Source organism: Muricaecibacterium torontonense (genome assembly GCF_004793925.1).
Classification (GTDB): domain Bacteria; phylum Actinomycetota; class Coriobacteriia; order Coriobacteriales; family Atopobiaceae; genus Leptogranulimonas; species Leptogranulimonas caecicola.
The window spans coordinates 591790-613411 of the sequence record NZ_SRYE01000001.1; the positions used below are offsets into that span (position 1 = coordinate 591790).

Here is a 21622-nt window from a genome sequence, read left to right on the forward strand (position 1 = left end):
GGGAGGCGATTCTATGGGCCTCTGGCGTCAGGTGGCCCAGGCTGCAGAGGAGTTGCTGTGGCCCACAGGATGCATAGCCTGCGATCAGCCGGGCACGTTGCTGTGCGATCAGTGTCAACAGCAGCTGGCCTGGGTGACTCAGCGATGGGCGTGTCCGGTATGTGGCGCGCCCTATGGGTGGTTGGCATGCACAGAGTGTGACAGGTCCTGGGAGTCTGCCGGGTGCGTGAGCGCCTTTTCCTATAAAGGTCCTGCAGCAGCTCTGGTCACAGGTTATAAGGATGGGCATGAGAGGCGGCTGGCGCCCGTGTTGGCCTCGGCTTTGGCTTGTGCGCTGGATGAGGCATCGCTTTGCCCTGGCCATCCACTCCCGTCGCTGGCAGACTTTGACGGCGTCACTTTCATACCGTCGACCGCAGAAGCCTATCGGCGACGCGGCTTTGACCCCATAGAAGAGGTGTCGCGCTCCCTAGCCACCATCGTTGACGTGCCTTGGGTAGACACGCTCTTTCATGGGCCCACTCAAGATCAACGCACCTTAGGCCGAGAAGATCGTGCCGCCAATGTCGCCTTTAGTTTTTCAACGGCAGCTTCTGTGGAGGGTGCGACGTTACTGCTGGTAGATGATGTGATTACTACAGGTGCTTCAGTGCGGGAGGCCACCAGGGCGCTTCTTTGCCGAGGGGCAGACAAGGTATGGGTGGCTTCGGTGGCGAGGACTTGGTAGGTGCAAGTTTGATGTTTGGGAAAGGAGAGTTCCATGGGTAAGTCCCTTGAGTCCCCATATCGTATTTAGGACATTCAATCTAAATAATCTGAAAACAGCTATGAAGCTGGTACTATGTCAAATGCCTGTGCCGGGTCTGTGGTTGCGGAGCGTCTTCCGGCGCTCTTAGTCCATGGCAGACGAGGCCCAAAGGATCCACGTAAGCCGCGGCGTACGCGTCGCGACGATCACGGCTCGTCCTAGAAGTAAGCCGTACCCTCCGTCAACCAACTTTGGAGGCCAAAGCCTCCTCGGGGGAGAGGGTGAGTAGTGTAAGTGCTGCGGCACCCAAGCGAAATCTCCAGTACGCGAGTGTGGGGGCGAAGACCAGGTCAGCCGGTGCAGGTACTAGTGACAATTCTCTGGGAAGGCTCCCCTATGAAGCTCTGGGCTCGACTCTCAATGCTTTGCGTGAGCGCGCTCGCATGTCTTGTAATGCTCGCTGGCTGCTCCTCAACTGGTTCGGTCGAGGAGGCACGCTCTTCTCGGCAGGGGCAGGTGGCTCCTGTGGTGGAGGCACCCACCATTCATCAAGACGGGGTGCTTAAAGTCGCCATTCTCACCAATGCGGGAACTCCCGAGGTGATGCAGGACGCGCAGGGGACTTACTGGGGTTTGGATGTGGACGTGGCCTCGGCACTGGCTCAGCAACTGGGGCTTGCTGTGGAGCTGGTGCCTGCGGACTCCGTGAAGGCGGCGCTCACCACCGATGCCGATGTGATATTAGGCGTGACCTCGTCAGATGCAGATACGCTTACCGTGGTGTCCGCCTATATGGAGGAGGCTTGCGGCCTGTTTGGGCGCACGCAGGAGGGTCATATCGCCGGCATGAATGAGCTGACGGGCACTACCATTGGCGTGGTGTCGGGCACCGAGGCAGAAGGTCTAGTGGCAGGAGCTGGGCTTGGGGCCACTATCACCTCCTATCCAGATATTGATGCCGCTTTTGAGGCGCTGGCAGAGGGTGCCATAGATTATGTGGCCTGCCCTGCCACGGAGGGTGCCTACCTCACCTTTGAATACGCAGGTACTGAGTTTGCAGGTACTCTGACCATGCCGGTCACTGTGGGGGCTGGAGTGCTCTCCTCTAACGCCAAGCTTGTCGAGGCTGTGCAAAAAGCGCTGGACTCCATAAGCAGCAACGGCGTGCTTGCCATCCTGCGCTCCCGTTGGATGGGCGATTTGCCGCATCTTTCAGACGCCACTCTGGTAGAAGGTGTGGCGCTGGATTCTCAAGAGTCGGCAGACGAGGCGGCTGCAGAGGCTGGCCCAGAGGGTTCCGAGGTCCAGGACGGCGCTCCTGTGGAGACTGGCGATCTGGCGTCGGGTAAGGGCCAAGCGGCAGCTCCTGAGGTAGAGGGGCCTCAAGAAGATCAGGGTCGCTCCGAGAGCAGCGCGTCCATGGTGCGGGGAGATCTTAACGGTTCCTACAACCTCAAGGCTGGGGCCAACGCCGTCACTGCACTTATCTAGGGCGCGGGCTTCTCGGCAAGGAGAGATTCATAAGTGTCGATGAAATGGCGGTCCAAAGCCTGAGGGCGCACAAGGCGCGTCTGAGGGCTTGAAGGATGCCGTCGGTGGGATGCAGCTGATTCTTTCTTGAACCTTTTGTTTCAAACCGATTCAATGGATGCATAGGGTATGAGCTAGATAAGGGCTTGCGCCTCTGGGCGTGCCACTCTTGGGCGCAAAGGTCGCAAGCCGAGGTAATCGAGAAGGGACCACTATGGACATCACCGTAACTGGCCGTAAGATCCAGGTCACCGATGCGCTGCGCGAAAACGTCGAGCAAAAGATTGGCGACGCTCTGCGCGTGTTTGACATTTCGCCCATGACCGCAGACGTGGTGCTGCGCGTCGAGCATTATAAGAACAGTCCTGAAGGCGATATCTGCGAGGTCACTGTGCGCGTGCGCGGCTCGGTCATCCGCGTGTCCTGCGCCAAGGATGACATGTATGCCGCTATCGACGAAGCCGCTCACATGCTCACCCGCCGCATGCGCAAGTTCAAGACCCGCGTGGTGGATCGCCGCCAGCGCGCTTCCAAGTCCATGGGCGGCGAGACCATCCAGGAGAACACGCAGCTTGAGGCCCAGGTGCTCGCAGACGAGGACGACGAGGCCCTGGTGCGCGAGAAGTTCATCGAGTACACCAAGCTTACAGAGGAAGACGCGCTGGTGCAGGCAGACCTGCTGGGCCACGACTTCTTCGTCTTCCGCGACATGGTCACAGACAACGTCCATGTGATCTACCACCGCAAGAACGGCGGCTACGGCATCCTGAAGCCCGATACTGAGCGGCGTTAATGCTCATACATGGCCCTCGGGCGAGCGGCTTACGTGTGTAAATGATCAAGAGCGGCAGGGATTCTTTGGAGTTCCTGCTGCTCTTGGCGTCTGCGGGCTGCAGCAAAGATGAGGGTTTAGGGCGAGGTGGGCTATAATCAACTATCTATGTCTTAAGGAACGGAGATGGATAGTGTCAGAGTCCACACCTGATATGCGCGAGGCGTCTTTGGATTCCCAGAAGGCCTCGCAGGTAGAGGGCGGAGCTCCGGGGGCAGAGGCTGCCAAGGCTTCGTCGTCAGAAACTGCACCCCTGGACCCCCGTGCCCAAAAGGAGCAAGCCAAAGCTGAGGCCCGCGCCAAAAAAGAGGCTGCTCGTCTGGCCAAACGTCAGGCCAAAGAGGCGGCTCAGGCAGCAAAAGACATGAAGGACGCCAATGCAGCTGCGGCAGAGGAGCGTCGTCGCGAGCATGTGCGCGCCTTCAGGGCCAGCCGCACTCACATCCACATTATCGTCGACTCCTGCGGCGACTTTGACCCCGACGTGGCAGAGGCCCTAGGCGTCGAGGTAATAGGTTTTCCCTATGTGATCGACGGCCAAGAGCATATCGACGATCTCTTCCAGGAAATCTCGGCCCACGAGTTTTACGATGCCATGCGTCATGGCGCCCACCCCACCACCAGCGCGGTGACCCCTGGCCGCTACTACGAGATCTTCAAAGCCGCTGCCGAGAAGGGCAAACCCACCATTTACCTGGCGTTTACCGAGGCTCTGTCCTCCTCGGTCAATGCCGCTCGCGAGGCTGCCAAGATGGTGCGCGAGGAGTATCCAGGTTTCGAGATTTACGTCATCGACAACCTGTGCCCCTCGGGTGCGGCCCAGCTTTTGGCAATCGAGGCAGTGCATCAGGCCAACCAGGGAGCCAGCGTGGAAGACCTGGTGGCCTGGATCGAAGAGGCGCGCCACTACGTCCACGGCTACTTCACCCTAGAAAACTTCGATGCGCTGGCTCGCGGCGGACGCATTCCAGCCTCAGCAGCCAGCCTGGGCGGTAAGCTCGACATCAAGCCCGAGCTCTACTATGACCCCTCGGGTGCCTTGGGGTTCAAACGCATGTGCCGCGGGCGCAAGAAGGCCTTGCGCGCCATCGTGGAAGACTTTCGCACCATGAGCGACGGCGAGCGCTCCATGCCCATTGGCATCATCACCGCCGACGCCGAGAAAGACGGCGACTGGCTGGAAGCCCTTCTCCGCCGTGAACCCGGCTGCGAGGACATCCCCATCGTGCGCAGCTCGGTGTCGCCGGTCATTGGCAGCCACGTAGGTCCCGGCATGGTGGCCCTGGTCTTTTGGGGCAAGGACCGCCGCGAATCTTCCAGCCTGTCGTCGCGCATCGCCTCCAAGGTCACCTCGCGCCACAACTCCTAGTACCTAGCGCACAACCTCTGCGCGAGGGCTTCTTTGCACGCGGCTGCGAGCCAAGCCTTAGGGATCTGCGACCCAAGGCCCAAGAAAGGAACGCTATGACAATCACCCATATTGGCTTTGTGGGCACCGGCATCATGGGCACGCCCATCGTGGGCCACCTGCTGGATGCGGGCTACACCGTCTCGGTCTACAATCGCACCCCCGAGCACGCTCAGGCAGCGCTCGACAAGGGGGCTGCCTGGGCAGAGAGCCTGCCGCAGCTGTGCCAGGGCGCCCAGGTGGTTTTCACCTGCGTGACGCTGCCAGAGGACGTGGAGAGCGTCTATATGGATCGCGAAGGCCTGCTCAAGAGCGCCGAGCCGGGCACCTACCTCATAGACCTCACCACCCAGTCTCCTGAGCTGGCTCGTCAGCTCCACGAACTGGGCGAGACCTTCGACCTGCATGTGTTTGATTGCCCGGTCACCGGAGGCCAGGCGGGTGCCGAGAAGGGCTCTCTCACCCTCATCGCCGGCGCCACCCAGCAGGAACTGGCCCCCATCCAGGAGGTGCTGGACTGCTTTTCTGCCAAGACGCTCTGCTTTGATGCGGCAGGCGCCGGTCAGGCCGCGAAGCTTTGCAACCAGGTCTCGCTGGCGGGCTGCATGCTGGGCATGGCTGAGGCCCTGGCCCTGGCAGAGGTGTCCCATCTGGACTCTTCCAAGCTCTTGGAGCTTGTGGCTTCTGGCACTGGCAACTCCTATGCTATGGACCAGCTGGCCCCCAAGGCGCTCGCAGGCGATTGGGCCCCGGGTTTCAAGGTAGCGCACTTCATCAAAGATCTCACCTTGGCAAACGATGTCGCCGCAGACTCTGATCTGCCGTTGCCCGGCGCCGAGACCGCTCGTCTACTCTACGACATGTTGGCCCGCATGGGCGGCGCCACCATGGGCACCCAGGCGCTGGAGCTCATCTATGCCAGCGCCCAAGACGCCCAGGAGGCCGGCTTGAACCCGGCGCTCGCCCAAGACCCCGACGCCCAGGGCTTTGACGAGGGCGAGGACGGCTGCGGTTGCGGCCACCATCACGACCATGAGCACGGCGAAGGCTGCTGCGGCGGCCACGGCCAAGGACATGGCGGCGGCTGCTGCCATCACAACTAGGGGAGACCCATGGCAGCAGATGACGGATTTGCCATCACCGTTGCAAGCCTCCTTATCGCCGTCTTTGGCGTGGTGCTGGGCTTTGAGGCGGGCAACCGCGTGGGCGAGACCATCCCGGATTCCAAAACCTTTTGGAAGGACAACGCCATCGCCTACGTGCTGGGCATCGTGGTCTCGGCCTTTATCTGGGCCGCTGGCTGGGTGGTGCTCTCCTTTGGCACCATCGGAGCCCTAGGCGGCGCCATTGCCGGTCTGCGCATGGGCTACGGGCAATCCACGGGCCCCTGGGCGTCGCTGGACCGCTTCTTGCAAAGGCGCAAGTCCAAGGCTGCACCCCAGGGTGCCGAGAAGCCCACGCCTTCCCGTCCAGGAGGCTCGTCCTCCTCGGCATCGGCGTCTCAAGGTGCTGCGGCAGCGGCCCATCCCAAGCCTAAGAAGGTGGCCGCTGCCGGTACTGGCTGGGCCAAGCGCAAGCCAGAAGATGAGCCGGAGTCAGACGAGCCACAGCTTATCTCGGTGGCAGATCCAGGTCGCCAGGCAGACCGCCGGGGCAAAAGTTCCTAGGCACTCTGCCACACCCCGCGCTATCAGCGAGTTTCGAGCCCGGAACTCTCATTTCTAGGTACCTATGCGCCTATGGGGGCGAGGAGGGAGTACTACATGAGCGACACAAACCCTGAGGTCACGCCTATGTCTGATCTGAGCGATGACGAGCTTGTCCAAGCTGCCTTCGACCACATCCGCGAGAAGGACGCAGAGGCCGGCGTGGTGGCTTCCTTTGTGACTCCCGCCAACGTGGTTGAGGTGGCTCAAGCCATGGCGAGCGATCCGGCAGAGGCTGAGGCCTTGGCCAACCAAGCGCTGGAGGATGCCCTGGCAGACGAGGAAGGGCCCAAGCAGCCCGAGCCCACCTTGGACCTCTTGCTGGAGGGGCTGAGCGAGGCCTCCCGCCGCACCCGCCAAAACACGGCCCACGAGATCGCAGAGATCGCCAAGGTGCGGCCCCAGATGCTTTTGGACAAGGTAGACGTGCTGGTAGATGCGGTGGGTCGCCCCGAGGCCCAGACCCGCTGGGAGGTTTTGAACGCCCTCACCGCCATCGCCACGCTGGATCCGGCAGCCTGCACCGGCGCCATCGACGCCGCAGAGACCGCTCTCTTTGACGAGGGCTCCTCCATGGTGCGCCTGGCCGGGTTCCGCCTGCTCATCGCCGAGGGTCTCTCCACGCCCGAGCTCGCCAGCCAGGTATGGCCCCTGCTCGACGAGGCCATCCAGTGCTACCACGGCGACCCCGAGTACCGCAACATGCTCACCGCCCTCGTCGAGTTTGCTGCAGGCCCCGCGCCCCAAGACGTGCGCGAGGCGCTGGCCAGCCGCGTCGCCTTTGACTCCGAGAAGTCCACGCTGCCCTACATCCGCGCCTTCTCCAAAGACATCGTCGAAGCCTGTCAGGCCCCCCGCAACTAGTTGCTCGTTTTTCTCGGCAGCGAGAGGGGCAAAGCGCAAAGTTCCAGCTTTGCCCCATCACCATTTTGCCGAGAAGCCCACACCATCGCCATCAGCAAGAGAGAAGGCCTCATGACCCACACTGTGACGCTCATCCCCGGAGACGGCATCGGCCCAGAGATCTGCGCTGCCATGCAGCGCGTTGTGGCGGCAACGGGGGTGAAGATTGACTGGCGTGAGGCTCAGGCAGGCGCCGGCACCTATGAGCAGTGCGGCACCCCGCTGCCTCAGGAGACGCTGGATGCGGTGGCGGCCACAGGCGTCGCCATCAAGGGACCTACGGCAACGCCGGTGGGATCGGGCTTTCGCTCCATCAACGTGGCCCTGCGTCGCGCGTTCGATCTCTACTCCTGTGTGCGTCCCTGCTTGTCCATGCCCGGCGCCGGCTCGCGCTACACAGACGTCGACCTGGTGGTGGTGCGCGAGAACACCGAGGACCTCTACGCCGGCATCGAGTTCGACCAGGGCTCTGCGCGGGCGCGCCACATCATCGAGGCCATAGACCAGGCGCAGCCGGGGGCCATTCGTCCAGACTCGGCCATCTCCATCAAGCCCATCTCTGTCTCGGGATCCGAGCGCATCGTGCGCTACGCCTTCGAGTATGCAAGGGCTCAGGGGCGCCGCAAGGTGTGTGCCGTGCATAAGGCCAACATCATGAAGGCCACCGACGGCCTCTTTATGCATACCGCCCAGCGCGTGGCCAAAGACTATCCAGAGATCGAGTTCGAGACTCGCATCATCGACGCCTGCTGCATGGGCCTGGTGGTAAACCCCGCAGACTTCGACGTGCTGGTGCTGCCCAACCTCTACGGCGACATTGTGAGCGATCTCTGCGCTGGTCTGGTAGGCGGCTTGGGCCTTGCGCCCGGGGCAAACATCGGCCGCGACTGCGCCATCTTCGAGGCTACGCATGGCTCGGCACCAGACATCGCTGGCCAGGATATCGCCAACCCCACGGCTCTCATTCTTTCGGCAGCCATGATGTTGGATCATCTGGGCGAGAAGGCCGCCGGCGACGATGTGCGCCAGGCTGTCCGCTCGGTGTTGGCCCAAGGCGCCTGCGTCACCGCCGACATCCGCCGCAACCTTACTGGCAGCGCTCAAGGAGCCGCCGGCTGCACAGCCTATGGCGATGCGGTGGCAGAGGCCGTGGCCCAAAAGCCCTGGCAGAGCGCCTAAGTATCCCGGCAGGCGCCCGCGGCCCCAAAGCCTGGGGTGCCTACGATTCGAGCCGTTGCGCGATCTGCGATGCGGCTCTGCTCGGGCGCCTCAGAATCTTGAGTGTGAGGCAAATCCAACAAAATCCTTACGGTATATTGATACTTATCAGTATGATCGCAGCTATTCACAGAAAACATGAAAGTATAGACTGGATGGCTGCAGCGTACTTCGTGACTAAAGAAGGCGTGCGGCCTTTGGCTTAAGCCCTCATGCGTCTTCCTGGGGCGTCAGGGGCGCAGCTTCTAACACGAAGCTGCCAAAGTGCCAAGATTTTAGACAGAAAGGGATAAGAGTTTTATGGCAACCGAGAAGAACGACAACCTGGAGACCCAAGAGTCTGCCCCCAAGGCAGCCCATAAGGCCCAGGCTCCCAAGCCTGCAGGCTCCAAGCCTGACAAGACCCCTGCAAAGCCCAAGTTCACTCTGGTGCAGACGGTGGTTATCGCCGCTATCGCAGTGGTGGTGGGCCTGCTGGTGGGCAAGTTCGCCCTGGGCGGCACTCCCGGTTTGGTGTCTGGCAAAACCACGCTGCAAGAGAGCGAGCTGGACAGCGCAGTGGGCTCTTATACCTACAAGGGCGCAACCAAGACCATCACTGCGCGCCAGGCGTTGGACCAGTCCTCTGGCGTGGACAAGGCCAAGCAGGATGACGGCTCCTACCGCATGCCTTCTGCAGACGAGGTGCTCTCCTGCGCCCGCAACTCCATCCTGGAGGATGCGGTGGCTGCCGAGGGCATCCAAGTGAGCGATGAAGACATGGCTACCTATGCCAAGGACACCCTGGGCACCGACGACTACGCTACTATCGCCCAGAACTACGGCATGACCGAGGACCAGGTCAAAGAGACCGTGCGTGACTCTGCGGGCACTAAGCAGCTCTACGACAAGGTGGTGGGCTCTGATGCCGGCACCGCGCCTACCGCTCCCACCGAGCCTGCCGACGGCAACGCCGACGCCGCCACCGCCGATTATGGCGCCTACATCGTGAATCTGCTGGGCGACGAGTGGGATGCCGACAAGGGCACCTGGGCCCGTGAGGATGGCCCCTATTATGCGGCCCTGAAGGACGAGTCCTTCTCGGCAGATTCTGCCACCTACAACCAGGCGCAGAACGCCTATTACGTAGCCTATCAGCAGTACTCCCAGGTAGCCTCCGCCGCCAACACCACCTGGACCAACTACGTCAACGGTCTGCTCTCCCAAGCCAACCTCACCATTGGCGAGCTGGTTTCCTAGCGGCTTATGCGTGTTGTAGTAAGTGATTGCATGCTTGGCGCTCCTTGTCGCTACGACGGGGGCGCCAAGCCTTCTTGGGCGGTGCAACACTTGTGTGAGGCGCCGGGTGTGGAGGTGTGCCCCGTCTGTCCGGAGACCCTGGGCGGGCTTGCCAGCCCCAGACCTCCGGCGGAGATCCGAGGCGATAGGGTGGTGTTGGCCACCGGCGACGACGTCACCGACGCTTTTGAGGCCGGGGCCCAGGCAGCGCTCGATGCCGCTCGCAGCTCTGGAGCGACATTGTGCGTGCTCAAGTCCAAAAGTCCCAGCTGCGGCACTTCGCACGTTTATGATGGAAGCTTCACAGGAACGCTTCGCGCCGGCGCGGGCATTGCGGCCCACCTGCTGGCTAAGGAGGGATTTAGCGTGGTTGATGAGCACACTGTCGAGTCTTGCCACCCCACTATGGAGCATCCCGTCGCCCTGTGTCTGGGCACGGGTTTGGGCTCTTTGGCCCAAGCAGTCACCCCTGTCCGCCGAATCGCCTACGAAGACATCCCCGGCTTCCCCTTGGGCGCCCGCCCGGTAAGCGGCCACTCCTTCGAGGTCACCGTTGGTACGCTCGAGGGCGTCCCCGTGGTGGTCTATCCCGGCCGAGTCCATCTGTACCAGGGCTACTCGGTCTCCCAGGTCACCTCGCTGGTGCGCCATGCCCATCACCTGGGCTGCAAAGACATTATCTTTGCCTGTGCCACCGGCGCCATCGAAGGCCAGGCGCCTTTGGGACTTGGTTTAATTACCGATCAACTCAACCTCACTGGGCAGAACCCGCTGGTAGGCGAGGACAACCTCCGCGGCTTGGACACCCCCTTTGTGGACATGAGCGACGCCTATACTCCCTACCTGCGCGAGATCTGCAAGGGCGTGGCGGCCGACCTCTCCATCCAGCTCTCTGAGGGCGTCTTGGCAGGCATCTGTGGTCCCAGCTTCGAAAGCCCCGCCGAGGCCCGCGCCATGGCTGCCTGCGGCGCTTCTTACACTGCCATGTCTGTGGTCAACGAGGTGGTGCTGGCTCATGGCTTGGGCATGAACGTGCTGGGACTCACCCTCTCGGCTAACCAAGCCGGCGCTCCCGGAGTCACTCATGAGACCGTGCTTTCTTACGCCGCCACCCATGCTGCAGACTTCGAGGCCCTTATCCGCGGCGTCCTTGCCAAGCTCTAGGCTGCTTGTCGGGTCCCGGCGCTCTCCGGCGTTTCCTGCTGCCAGGGGCTACTGGCTCGTTATTAGCGCCTTTGTGGCATGAGTTGGGGCGTCAGGTTCGCTATTGGGACACCAGATTCGTTATTAGAAGGGGTAGCTGCACTGGGGTTTTACAAAACCCCAGTGCACCTAAACCCACTTATAACGAGAACCTCTCAAGTAGACATGCGGTGGGGCTTCTCGAACAGCGCTCTCGTAAAGCGGGGGTTACCAGTTCAATATAGGTAGCAGCGCTATAAAGTGCGGATGACTTGATGGACTTGCATGAGACCAAGTGAGAACTTATAGTATGAGATCGCGCCAGTTTAGCTCAGTTGGTAGAGCACCGCTCTCGTAAAGCGGGGGTCACCAGTTCAAGTCTGGTAACTGGCTCCAGTGAATATCGCAGGCCAGAGCTACTATGTATCTCTGGCCTATATTTATTTATCGAATGAATAACGGCTTGGCGTATCAGACCATATCAGACGGAATTTGCAATCTATTGCGGTGTAGATATCGAGGTCATCGGCTATATGGTCGGTGGCCTTTTTGCGTTGTGGGTTAACTGTGAGCCAAAAGGGGCGCCAAATTGAACGAGAGCTATGCGGCTCCTCCCCAACCAGCTTGCTTACAAGCTCTCAAAGCAAGTGGCACTATGCTCAGAAGGCTAGTGAGCAGTGGGGCGACACAAAACCCCATTGCCGACACCAGCCTTATTACGAGAATCACCCTCCTGCTGGCTCCAAATGCTTGCTCATAAGCCTTCTTGGCAAGTCCAAGCGAGTTCGCAATCTGCATTCCCGCCGTCAGCAGACCCTCCATCGGCTTTCCGCCATCGAGGAGGACCAACCTGTTTCGCTGGACCATGTGGACGAAACCGTCGAGGCCATTCTTGGCAACCGAATCGCATCGTGTACACTCGCTCTTCAGGGACTCGATCAGGACAAGCTCACGGCCGCCGCCAAACCCGACTCCCTGGCCAACCTCGCCGACGATCGCCACTGATTTATGCCTAGTAAGGTCTTGAACAACGGCATACTATCTATCTAATGGTTAAAGCAAGCGTGAGGAATCCTGATGGGTCTATATATCTGCGAATTCGAAATCACTCCGCCTGAAGACGCGACTCAGATGTGGGGTGTGTGGCCTTTCGGGCTTCCTGGGGCCACTGAAGGAGCCTCCTTTGATGATGCTGTTGCCATGGCTGCTGATTGGCTGCTCTTGACAGTTGAGGCAGCCCATGAAGACGGAAGGGTGCTGCCTCGGCAAACACTGGGTCAAAAGCCTAGGCATGGTGGGCAAGTGGTTGCGGTGGCTGTGGAAAACGATGCTCAGCCAGACGAAGTGACACTCTCTGAGGCTGCGATAATCATGGCTTTGAGCGAAGATCGAATACAACATTACTGGAAAGAAGGAACTCTCAATGGTCATGTGGTGGAGGGTAAAACCTACATCGATCGTCAGTCTCTCAACGTGCTAATGGATATGTTCGAAGCTGAGGAATCTTAATGGCTGATCACCCCATCACCCTTGAGGTTTGCTGCGGTTCTTTCGCCGACGCCCTCGCCGCCCACGCCGGCGGCGCCTCTCGCATCGAGCTCAACTCCGCGCTACCCCTAGGCGGCCTTACTCCCTCCGAGGCCTCCGTCAAGCTCGTGTGCCAGCATACAAACCTCGAGGTAGTGGCCATGGCCCGACCCTGCGCTGGCGGCTTTTGCTATACCGACGCCCAGTGGGCCCAGCTCCTCGCTGAAATCTCTTCCCTTCTAGCCGCCGGCGTCCACGGAATCGCCTTCGGCTGTCTCACGCCCACCGGTGCCGTCGATGTCGCCCGAACCCGCGAGGCCGTTCACCTCATCCACCAAGCTCACGCCACCGCAGTCTTCCATCGTGCCTTCGATCTCACCCCCAATGCCGATAAGGCCATCAACCAGTTGGTGTCACTCGGCGTTGACCGACTGCTCACCAGCGGTCAGGCCCCCACAGCTCTCGAGGGAGCCCCTCTCATCGCGCATCTTCAATCTACCTGGGGCGATCGCATCGAGATTCTCCCCGGCTCTAGTGTCCGTCCCTCCAGCGCCGTTCAACTTCTCGCTACCACCGGAGTCTCCCAGCTCCACTCTTCGTGCTCTGGTGTTATCCCTGTTCCTGCTGCTGCCACAGCTGCCCATGGGGTGGACTTCTCGGTACCTGGCTATGAGCCAGATGAAGTGTCACGTGTTGATCCAACCGTTGTGAGAGCGTTGGTGGAGTGTTTAAAGTCCCTTTCATAACTCAGTCCCCTCATATCTATGGATCCGGATGGTAAACTGAGCAAATAATCAAACGGAATACCATTCACAGGGTGATAGTCCATGGGTGGGGATCACGTCATTGAGTCATTGTCAGATCAGGCTAAAGCGCTGTGGGCAAAGACTGGATCGGGAGAAGACCGGCTGTCTTGGGAGCCTCTCTACGTGCATCTTTTTGATAGTGCCGAGGTATCCAAGCTAGTGTGGCGGGATTATTTGTCTGAGAGCGTCAAAACTACCATCGCCAATTCTTTAGGGCTCACAAAACAAGATGCTCAGTGCGTAGTAGCGTGGATAGTTTCAAATCATGATATTGGTAAAGCAACGCCTGCCTTTCAAAACAATAGGTATCTAAGAGACTTATGGGAAAGAGATTTGAATGCAGGTTTCCCCGCGATAACGCCAGTGGATCGGCCGCCTCATGCCTTCTTGGGGCAAGTGTTATTTGGAGAGTGGCTCGAAAGTCAACAGGGATATCCCAATGGCAATCAGACTATTGCTTCGATCATCGGTGGCCATCACGGCATATATCCCAGCACAAAGGATTTGAAAGACATTCATACCTTTGAGTCTGAGGTGTTGGGCACAGGGCTTTGGCGCGCTACTCAAGAAGAGCTGTTAAATGCGACATTTGAAGCATATCTTGGCCCTGAAGTGGCAAAAAAGCTCTTTGCGACTTCTGTATCCCCTGCTATAGAGGTGCTGCTCACCGCAATAGAAATCATGGCTGACTGGGTCGCTTCCAACACGGAGCTCTTCCCGTTGGTTCAATCAGTGAATTCTTTAGGAGAGTTGCAGCAACGTGCAGCAGCGGCCTGGCAATATCTTGGGCTTCCTAAAGCCATTGAGTTTGCCGAGGAAGACCTTGCTCCCAACACGCTTTTTCATCGCAGATTCCCATTGCTTCCTGCAGGTGCCAAGCTCAACTCAGTACAGCTCGCTACTATAACCGCAGCTACAGCAATGAATGCACCTGGCCTCATGATCATTGAGGCACCCATGGGCTGTGGTAAGACAGAAGCCTCACTCCTAGGAGCCGAGATCCTCGCCCACAAGTTTGGCCAAAGCGGCATTGCCTATCTTTTGCCTACCCAAGCAACCTCAAATGCCATGTTCGACCGCGTCGAATCCTGGCTAGACGATTTGCTTCACGAGCAATGTCCCGAAGGACCCCAGGATCTGCATCTACTCCACAGCAAAGCCGCGCTGGATGAAAGCTTCCGCGCGCTTCCCAAATGGAAGCCCGGAACCATGGGAGATCAAACATCAAATAACAAACCCACCGAGGAGATGCTCGTTGCGCACCAGTGGTTTGGCGGGCGCAAACGCGGTTTAGTGCTCCCCGCACATGCGGGGATGATCCCTTGGATAACCGCGAGACCGATCGTCTCGCTGAGTGCTCCCCGCACATGCGGGGATGATCCCAAAACCCACGGCGAGGTGCGAGCCAAAGAGGAGTGCTCCCCGCACATGCGGGGATGATCCGCTCTACTATGACGTATACAGCCAGGAAGAACGGTGCTCCCCGCACATGTGGGAATGCTCTTGAAAAGCGATCTTTACCTCCTCGGATCCTATCCCAAGGGCAAAGACCGCTGCTTAAGTATATCCAATTATTCCCTTTTATTTCTTATTTTAGCGAAACACTTCTCAAACTCAGCGATACATGTTGCGATGAGTTCGAACAAACTCCTTGCTTAAGGACCGGATAGGTCGGTCTTTAAGAAAGGATATTCTAATCGTATGGTCCATGGATATAAAGAATTACCAGGAAATGAGGGACTCCATTAGGTGCGCTTCATTATGGAAGGAATGAGTGCATGATTGAAATTGTAGAGCGCTTCTTAACTTCGGTAGCCGCTTTCTTTGTGTCCATAATGATCTGGAATGCCTAGAAGAAAAGAAAGGGCGGTCATTATGAGTGACATTCCATGCTGTGCTAGGAGAAGCCTGTAAGGATGGCTGCTTCATTGAGGAGCTACCCAATAAAGCCTAAATAAAAGGTGTTCGCCTGCCTCGGAGCCTGTCCCAGGGGCGAACACCTTCGAACTAACTATATCGCAAAGGCGGATGGATAAGTAAAACACAAGCTAACAAGACCAAGAGGGTTTATTAAGGTCGACACGAGTATTAAGAAGGTTGAGGAACCGGCCTGCATGCTTGAGTGCGTGGCTAATGGTGACGCTGAAGGCTGTAATTTGCTGCGGGGAGTTGGTCTTGGTGGCGATTTATACTAATGAATACATGAGAATCCTCAAGAGCGAATCGGTGTTCCCTGAAACGCGGGGATGATCCCATCTTGTAGTACTGATGATGGTGTTCCCTACTGAGGTAGGGATTTAGATGAGGGATTGGCGCCGAGTTGAGATGGTGGGGTTTCTCGGCAAGAGATGAAAAGGCTCCCGAGGCAGAAGGTGCATCGGGAGCCTGGGCGTGCATGTGGGGCGTGTGATGAGGGGTGGAAGTTAGGCGGTGAGATCCAGAAGCTGGGCCTTCTGGTTTTTGCCGAGGCCGCCGACGCGGCGGTTCTCGGGAATGCCGGCGACTTCCATGAGGGACTGGCAGCGAACCTTGCCCACGCCGGGGAGTGCCATGAGGAGGCGCTTGACCTTGGTGCGCTTGGCAACGTCGTCGTCGCGGTCGAAGACTTGGGCGAGGGAGAGCGTGCCGGCGGCTACGGCATCGAGCATTTCCTTGCGAGCACGGCGAACTTCGGCAGCTTTTGCGAGGGCTGCCTGTCTTTGCTCCGGAATGAGATTGAGTTGAGGGTTAGTGTCAGCCATATGTTCTCCTTGGTCTATAGGACCTGCAATCACCTGCATGCACCTCATCCTAGCGCCTTTGATGCAAAAAATGGGGGCTATTTCGCAAATAAACGCCCAACGTTGCGAAAATGAAATGAAAAGGCCACGTGATAGTAGGTTTTCTATAACGCGATTATTGCATAAACCGTGCAAGATGTTTAGTGAACAATACCGACGTGGAGTCTAGGTTCCATGCTTATTAAGGGTCGGTGGTTGACGGTCTGAGTATATTAAGTCTCTCGATATACTCGGGATTGCTGTGAACGAAGACACGATAAATCGGAGCGGCTATTCGCTTTGAAAACCATAGTTCTTATACCATAGTTCTTATACATTGCTAGAGGTGATTTTGTGCTCGCAAGGCTGAAAAAGACATTGCGGACTCCTGGGGCGGCCAAGCTTATGCTGGTGGCCTGCGCGCTTATCTGGGGATCTTCCATGTTCATGATGAAGGACGCCACCGAGTCGCTGCCGGTGTTTTGGCTGCTCATGCTTCGATTTGGCATTGCGGCGGTGCTGACGATGACAGCGTTTTGGAAGCAGGTGCGGGCGCATTTGGATAGGCGCACGGTGGGCGTTGGCCTATGGCTGGGCGTGCTGGAATGGGGCGGCTACGCCGTGCAGACGGTGGGGCTCACCATGACGACGCCGGGCAAGGCTTCCTTTATCACCGGCAGCTACTGCGTGATGGTGCCCTTCATCGCCTGGGTGCTGGGCATGGGAAAGCCCCATCGTTACGATCTGGTGGCCGCAGTGATGTGCTCTGGTGGGCTTGCGCTGGTGGCATTGGACCAGGGACTGCCCATCAACCCCGGCGACCTGCTGACGGTGTTTTGCGCGCTTCTGTATGCGCTGCAGCTGGTAGAGGTGTCGCGCCGCGGCGCAGAGCTGGACGTGTGGGCACTTACAGCCTGGCAGTTTGTGTTCATGACCGTGGCTTCTGGAGCGATCGCGCTGTTTGAGCCGGTACCTGCCGCCAATGTGTGGACTCTCGAGCTGTTTGGCTCTCTGGCGTACTTTGGCGTGATGTGCTCGTTTGTGTGCCTGACGATGATGAATTACGCGTTTACGCGCGTTCCACCGGCTGAGGGGTCGCTGCTAGCCTCGCTGGAGTCGCCTGCTGGGGTGTTCTTCTCGGTATTGGCGGGTCGTGAAGTGTTGAACGGTCGCGTAGTGAGCGGCTTTGTGCTGATTTTTATGGCCGTGCTGGTGAGCAACGGCTGGGTGTGGCTGCGCGACAAAGTGCGGGCTGCGCGCGCGGCGCGAGAGGCGGAATGATAAGGCCGCAGGCCGGGCGGCTGCGGTGAAAGTCCTGAAAAATAAGGGTGCTACAGCGCTGACGAGGGTGTTGCGGCGCTGATGGGGACGGGGCGCCCGGAAGGTGGGGATGGGGCATCCAGAAGATAGGGACGAGCCCTCGGAAGATAGGGACGAGCCCTCGGAAGATAGGGTGTTGGCGCCCTCTGGAAAACTACTACGTTAGTTACAAAAAAAGGTTGCTAACGTAGTAAAAATTTAGAGTATGGATGGCCCTGGATGCTTTGGTGTCCGGGGCCGTTTTTCTATTAGAGCTGGAGTTGGGCGAAGGAGGAGACCTCTTTTTGGGCGGCGGAGGTGTCTTGGACTAGCTCGGAGGCCTTCATGGCGATGGTGTAGATGCCAGCGGCTTGAGCTGCGGCGATGCCGGTGGGGGAGTCTTCGACCACAATGGTATGGGCGGCGTCGGTGTGAGCCAGGCGCAGAGCGGTTTGGTAGGGGACGGGGGAAGGCTTGTAGTGGCCGTCCACCATGTCGCCTGCCACGACGACGTCAAGAAGGCTTAGAAGGTCGAGGCGCTCCAAGGCGAAGAGGAGGTTGGCGGCAACGGTGGTGGAGACCACACCGAGGGTGATGCCACGGCGGTGGAGGTCTTCGAGGAGCTGGCGGGCGCCGTCCATGAGCTGGAGGTCCATGGATCGGTAGATGACCGAGGCGTCCTTGCGGGCGGCCAGGTAGTCATCGAAGGTGAGATCGGGGCGGCCGTAGGAGGCAAAGAGATCGTTTACTACAGAGATACCCTCGGAACCGATGATGCGCTGGGCGTCTTGAGGGGCGACGTCGAGGCCAAAGTGGCGGTAGACCTCGTAGTCGAGGTCGAGGCCAAAGGTCTCGGTCTCGGCGAGAGTGCCGTCGAAGTCGAACAGGACGCATTGAAGCTGAGCGGGGCGCTGGTCTGGGCGCTGTGTGAATTGTTGGGCTGGGCTGGCTGGGCTCATGGGGTCTCCGCGAGGTCTGGGGCCGTAAGAGGGGTCGATGGACTCTTGGTCCAGACTATCAGGTTTTAGGGGCAGGGTGCACCGAGGGTGGGGTGCGCTGAGGGTGTTGCTAGAGGTGCAGAGTGACGTCTGCGGGCAGGTGGCAGTCGAGCACCAGGTCGACATTGCGCGCATCGGAGCGCTCGTAGAACCGCTGAGCCTCTTCGCGGGAGAGGCCGCCGGCCATTTTGCGCTGGATGAGGCGGCGGCGGAGGAGGGGTTTTTCGGCATCGAGGAAGACGGTGAGGTCTGCCAGGGGAGCCAGTGTGTTCCAGGGATGGGCGTCGTAGAGGAGGTAGTTGCCTTCCACCAGAAGGGTGTCGCCGGTGACGGGGATGGTGCGGGGTGAGACGTCGTGGAGCTGGCGGGAGTAGACGGGCCATTGGTCTCGGGTGACGAGGGCGGCGGCGAGTGCGTCGAAATCGAAGGTCTCGGGGGCCCCTTTGACCTGGGAGAGGTGATGGTCGACGAGCCAGGCGTTGGTGTGGTGGAACCCGTCCATTCCCAGGGCTTGGAGGCGGTAGCCGGCCTGTTGGGCAAGAGCCTCGATGACCAGGGACAACGTGGACTTGCCGGAGCCCGGAGGGCCCGCCAGAAGCACCAGCTTGGGCTGGGTGGCCACGATCTTTTGGACCAGGGGCAGGATGGAGCAGGTGAGTATCTCGGCAGGAAAATGGGCTGCGACGGGCAGCCCATTGACGGTGAGGTTGATTGTGAAGTCCGAGACAGCAGGATGTGTCGCGGCGGGGCGTGCGGGCTGGGGCGAATCTGCGGGGGCCATGGCGGCTAGGCGAAGATGAGGAAGCAGGCCACGGCGATGAGCACCACTAGGCCCAGAAGGGTGTTGGCCATCTGGAAGCCCTTGAAGTAGGCGGCGCGGTCGGAGACGCTGTGCTTTTTGGGCTCGTGGACGGCGACGGCGGGGGTGTCTGAAGCGGGGATGCGAGGCAGGGAGAAGTCGAAGGTGAGCTCTTTGCCGCAGTTGGGGCAGTGGAGGGAGTCTTCGGATACTTCGTGGCCGCAGTTGGAGCACCGCATGATAAAACCCTTCGGTAGGAGTGGGCGCACTCGAGATGTGGACGAGCGGCACGCGCCAGCAGAACAATTGTGTAGAGGGTGTGTACAAATCCACCATACACCGTTACGGGTTCATTTCGGGCGGCAATTGCGAATTAGTAAGATTTAGCTGGCTTTTTAGGCAAATCTGTATCAACTAGCCAAATTCCCAGGCACAAAAGCGCCACCGCGACAGCGGAAGTGAGGCCAAAGGGGTTGCCTTGATCGCCTAAAAGCACTAGGGAGAGCAAGACACCAAAGACCGGCAGCGTGAAGCTCCAGACCACCACCGAACTTACCGGGTGAGTGGCGATGAGGTAGGACCAGAGACCATAGGCCACCGAGCTCACCAGGATGAGCCAGGCGAGGATACCCCAGGCTGGGGGTGCGGCGAGGGCCAGCTGGCCGCCTAGGGCGATGCCAAGGGCTGCCAAGATGAGGCCGCCCAGGACAAACTGGGCGCCTGCCAGGACGATGGGGTCGGCACGCTTGGAATACTTGGCCAACAGCTGGGAGGCCACCGAGGCGAAGACGGTGCCGGCGGCGAGAAGCCCCTCGCCCATCCAGCTAAATCCTATCGTGCCTCCGCCAGAAAAGAGCGCGATGCCCGCCACGCCAATGAGTGATCCAGCCACTTTGCGCGGGGTAAGGGATTCGCTGTGAAAGCAGAGGGCGCCCAGAAGGAGGGTCACAAAGACCTCGAACCCTTGGATGATGGAGGCCGAGACCCCTGTGGCATGGGCCATGCCCACGTAGTAGCAGGCGTACTGGCCCACGGTCCACAAGAGGCAGAGGAAGAAGCTGTCTTTGAGGGTGGTCGGGGTAAGCTGAGGCGTTTTGCGGTGCAGGAGGGCCCAGAAGACGAGGATGGCAATGCCGGAGGCGGTGAAGCGCACTCCGGCGAAGAGCATCTGGCCGCCTAGGGAGTCCTCGATGGAAAGCAGCTGGTAGCCCTGGGTGACTGCAGGGATGGCACTGCCCCAGAGGAAGTTGCAGAGCAGTGCCCCGACGATAAGGCCCGCTTTGGTAGCCCAGAAGCCTGAGGGCCGGGAGGGGTATGGAGTGCTGGGCGGTTGCGGGTGGCTGCCTGGGGCTTTAGGCGATTGTGCGACTGCAGGATTAGCCACGGTAGACGTCCTGGGCGAAGGCTATGAGTTCTTCTACGTCGTGCTCTTGGGTGGCCCAGGAGGTGACGAAGCGCACTACCACGCGGCCGTCGGGGAGGTCGAGGAAGGTTTCGGCTCCGCAGGCGGCCTCGAAGGCGTCGCGCTGAGCTGGGGTGCACACAAAGAACTGCTGGTTGGTGGTGCTGGGCAGGTAGGGCTCAAATCCAGCGGCCACAAGGCCATCCCGTAGGGTGAGACCGCACTTATCGGCATGGTGGGCCATCTGCCAGTAGAGACCGTCTTTGAGAGCTGCGGCGAACTGCACGCCTAGCAGGCGACCCTTGGCCATGAGGCCGCCGCGCATCTTTTGGAGATAGGGGAAGTCGCGGCGAAGCTCGGGGTCGCGGATGATGACGGCCTCGCCAAAGAGTAGGCCGTTCTTGGTGCCGCCGATGGTCATGGCGGAGGCGCGGCTGGCGATGTGGCGCAGGGAGAGGTCATTGCCTGGGGACTCCAGGGCGCAGCCTAGGCGGGCGCCGTCCACGTAGACCTTGCAGTCGTGGGCAGCGGCCCAGTCGCAAATCTCGTCGAAGCCGTCGCGGGTCCAGACGCCGCCGAACTCCGTGGAGTTGGTGGTGTAGACCAGGCGGGGAAGGGTCATGTGGCGGTCGCAGGACATCTGGAAGTTCCAGACGCGGTTTGCCTCTTCTGCCGAGAGGAAGCCGTTGGTGTCGTGGGTGGGGAGCACTGTGCGGCTGCAGGCGCCGATGGCGCCCGTCTCATGGGTGGCGATGTGGGCGTCGGGGGTGCAGATGACGCCTTCATAGTCGCGGAGCATGCCGGCCACGCAGATGAGGTTTGCCGAGGTGCCTCCAATGCAAAACTCCACCATGGCATCGGGTTGGCCGCAGACGTCGCGGATGAGCTGGCGGGCCTCCTCGCAGTAGAAATCTCCCTCGGTATAGCCCACGGTCTGCTCGCTGTTGGTGGCTACCAGGGCGTCGAGGATTTGGGGAGCGGCTCCCTCTGAGTAATCGTTCTTGAAACTTCTCATACCGCCTCCTTGCGATTTTGTGCAGGTTTGGCACACAGTCTGCTCACTACTATAGAGGGAGGAAGGGAGGGTGGCGGTGTGAGAGCGCGCTCTATTGCTAAACCGTGACAGATTCCAGGGAGTCAGTCTGCGGGTCGTAAAATTGCCCCACCAGCAATGTGGATGCGCAGGCGGCGGCGGGGTTTCTCGGCAAGGGTAAAGGCGAGAAGCTG

The 21622-nt window shown here is 59.7% G+C and carries 21 protein-coding genes and 1 tRNA gene; 15 read left to right on the top strand and 7 right to left on the bottom strand.

All coding sequences use genetic code 11. The features are described 5' to 3' along the window. The first annotated feature begins 13 nt into the window (after positions 1 to 13). The 11 genes from E5334_RS02425 (at position 14) to E5334_RS02475 (ending at position 11201) form a co-directional block, all read left to right on the top strand. On the top strand, positions 14 to 727 hold the full coding sequence (locus tag E5334_RS02425) for a ComF family protein (protein WP_136012002.1): 714 nt from the start codon (positions 14 to 16) through the stop codon (positions 725 to 727). Positions 728 to 1144: 417 nt separating this feature from the next. Beyond that, on the top strand, positions 1145 to 2239 hold the full coding sequence (locus tag E5334_RS02430) for a substrate-binding periplasmic protein (RefSeq protein WP_136012003.1): 1095 nt from the start codon (positions 1145 to 1147) through the stop codon (positions 2237 to 2239). Positions 2240 to 2492: 253 nt separating this feature from the next. Next, the gene (hpf, locus tag E5334_RS02435; protein ID WP_136012004.1) at positions 2493 to 3071 is read left to right on the top strand and encodes a ribosome hibernation-promoting factor, HPF/YfiA family; all 579 of its coding nucleotides are present in this window, start codon (positions 2493 to 2495) and stop codon (positions 3069 to 3071) included. 172 nt (positions 3072 to 3243) lie between these two features. Continuing rightward, a complete protein-coding gene (locus tag E5334_RS02440) occupies positions 3244 to 4479 on the top strand; it encodes a DegV family protein (protein WP_323373074.1) in 1236 nt (411 codons plus the stop codon). Positions 4480 to 4574: 95 nt separating this feature from the next. Continuing rightward, positions 4575 to 5621 (top strand): NAD(P)-dependent oxidoreductase, encoded by a 1047-nt coding sequence (locus E5334_RS02445; RefSeq protein WP_136012005.1) that lies wholly within the window; start codon positions 4575 to 4577, stop codon positions 5619 to 5621. A gap of 9 nt (positions 5622 to 5630) precedes the next feature. Next, on the top strand, positions 5631 to 6185 hold the full coding sequence (locus E5334_RS02450; RefSeq protein ID WP_136012006.1) for a hypothetical protein: 555 nt from the start codon (positions 5631 to 5633) through the stop codon (positions 6183 to 6185). A 96-nt stretch (positions 6186 to 6281) separates the two neighbouring features. Continuing rightward, positions 6282 to 7088 (top strand): hypothetical protein, encoded by an 807-nt coding sequence (locus tag E5334_RS02455; RefSeq protein WP_265591528.1) that lies wholly within the window; start codon positions 6282 to 6284, stop codon positions 7086 to 7088. 111 nt (positions 7089 to 7199) lie between these two features. Continuing rightward, the gene (locus tag E5334_RS02460; RefSeq protein ID WP_136012007.1) at positions 7200 to 8306 is read left to right on the top strand and encodes an isocitrate/isopropylmalate dehydrogenase family protein; all 1107 of its coding nucleotides are present in this window, start codon (positions 7200 to 7202) and stop codon (positions 8304 to 8306) included. A 339-nt stretch (positions 8307 to 8645) separates the two neighbouring features. Then, positions 8646 to 9584: a hypothetical protein gene (locus tag E5334_RS02465; RefSeq protein ID WP_136012008.1), complete on the top strand. Its 939-nt coding sequence runs from the start codon at positions 8646 to 8648 to the stop codon at positions 9582 to 9584. Positions 9585 to 9590: 6 nt separating this feature from the next. Beyond that, on the top strand, positions 9591 to 10787 hold the full coding sequence (locus E5334_RS02470) for a purine-nucleoside phosphorylase (RefSeq protein ID WP_136012009.1): 1197 nt from the start codon (positions 9591 to 9593) through the stop codon (positions 10785 to 10787). Between the two features lie 338 nt (positions 10788 to 11125). After that, positions 11126 to 11201: transfer RNA gene (locus tag E5334_RS02475), tRNA-Thr, on the top strand. A 204-nt stretch (positions 11202 to 11405) separates the two neighbouring features. On the opposite strand, the gene E5334_RS02480 is transcribed toward E5334_RS02475, so the two are convergent. Then, positions 11406 to 11807, bottom strand: coding sequence for a hypothetical protein (locus E5334_RS02480; protein WP_136012010.1), 402 nt, complete (start codon positions 11805 to 11807; stop codon positions 11406 to 11408). Positions 11808 to 11882: 75 nt separating this feature from the next. On the opposite strand from E5334_RS02480, the gene E5334_RS02485 reads away from it, so the two are divergent. From E5334_RS02485 to E5334_RS08895, 3 genes are all read left to right on the top strand, one after another. Beyond that, entirely contained in the window at positions 11883 to 12314 is a 432-nt protein-coding gene (locus tag E5334_RS02485) for a type II toxin-antitoxin system HicB family antitoxin (RefSeq protein WP_136012011.1), read from the top strand. Continuing rightward, positions 12314 to 13078 carry a copper homeostasis protein CutC gene (locus tag E5334_RS02490; RefSeq protein ID WP_136012012.1) on the top strand — a complete coding sequence of 255 codons (765 nt, stop codon included), beginning with the start codon at positions 12314 to 12316 and terminating at the stop codon, positions 13076 to 13078. Before E5334_RS02485 ends, E5334_RS02490 begins: the two co-directional genes overlap by 1 nt. An 81-nt stretch (positions 13079 to 13159) precedes the next feature. Beyond that, the gene (locus E5334_RS08895) at positions 13160 to 14578 is read left to right on the top strand and encodes a CRISPR-associated endonuclease Cas3'' (protein WP_420812479.1); all 1419 of its coding nucleotides are present in this window, start codon (positions 13160 to 13162) and stop codon (positions 14576 to 14578) included. A 983-nt stretch (positions 14579 to 15561) separates the two neighbouring features. Here E5334_RS08895 and mihF read toward each other — a convergent pair. Then, the gene (mihF, locus tag E5334_RS02500; RefSeq protein WP_136012013.1) at positions 15562 to 15879 is read right to left on the bottom strand and encodes an integration host factor, actinobacterial type; all 318 of its coding nucleotides are present in this window, start codon (positions 15877 to 15879) and stop codon (positions 15562 to 15564) included. Between the two features lie 372 nt (positions 15880 to 16251). Here mihF and E5334_RS02505 point away from each other — a divergent pair, with 372 nt between their 5' ends. After that, positions 16252 to 17178, top strand: coding sequence for a DMT family transporter (locus tag E5334_RS02505; protein WP_136012014.1), 927 nt, complete (start codon positions 16252 to 16254; stop codon positions 17176 to 17178). Between the two features lie 287 nt (positions 17179 to 17465). Here E5334_RS02505 and E5334_RS02510 read toward each other — a convergent pair whose 3' ends face one another. From E5334_RS02510 to E5334_RS02530, 5 genes are all read right to left on the bottom strand, one after another. Then, positions 17466 to 18155, bottom strand: a complete 690-nt coding sequence (locus E5334_RS02510; RefSeq protein ID WP_167604269.1) for an HAD family hydrolase — start codon at positions 18153 to 18155, stop codon at positions 17466 to 17468. A gap of 109 nt (positions 18156 to 18264) precedes the next feature. After that, complete coding sequence (locus tag E5334_RS02515; protein ID WP_136012016.1) at positions 18265 to 18975, bottom strand: nucleoside/nucleotide kinase family protein; 711 nt, start codon at positions 18973 to 18975, stop codon at positions 18265 to 18267. Between the two features lie 5 nt (positions 18976 to 18980). After that, the gene (locus E5334_RS02520; RefSeq protein ID WP_136012017.1) at positions 18981 to 19232 is read right to left on the bottom strand and encodes a zinc ribbon domain-containing protein; all 252 of its coding nucleotides are present in this window, start codon (positions 19230 to 19232) and stop codon (positions 18981 to 18983) included. Positions 19233 to 19366: 134 nt separating this feature from the next. Next, on the bottom strand, positions 19367 to 20377 hold the full coding sequence (locus tag E5334_RS02525; protein WP_136012018.1) for a DMT family transporter: 1011 nt from the start codon (positions 20375 to 20377) through the stop codon (positions 19367 to 19369). Continuing rightward, positions 20370 to 21410 carry a threonine aldolase family protein gene (locus E5334_RS02530; RefSeq protein ID WP_136012019.1) on the bottom strand — a complete coding sequence of 347 codons (1041 nt, stop codon included), beginning with the start codon at positions 21408 to 21410 and terminating at the stop codon, positions 20370 to 20372. The genes E5334_RS02525 and E5334_RS02530 overlap by 8 nt, the downstream gene beginning before the upstream one ends. Positions 21411 to 21622 lie beyond the last annotated feature (212 nt).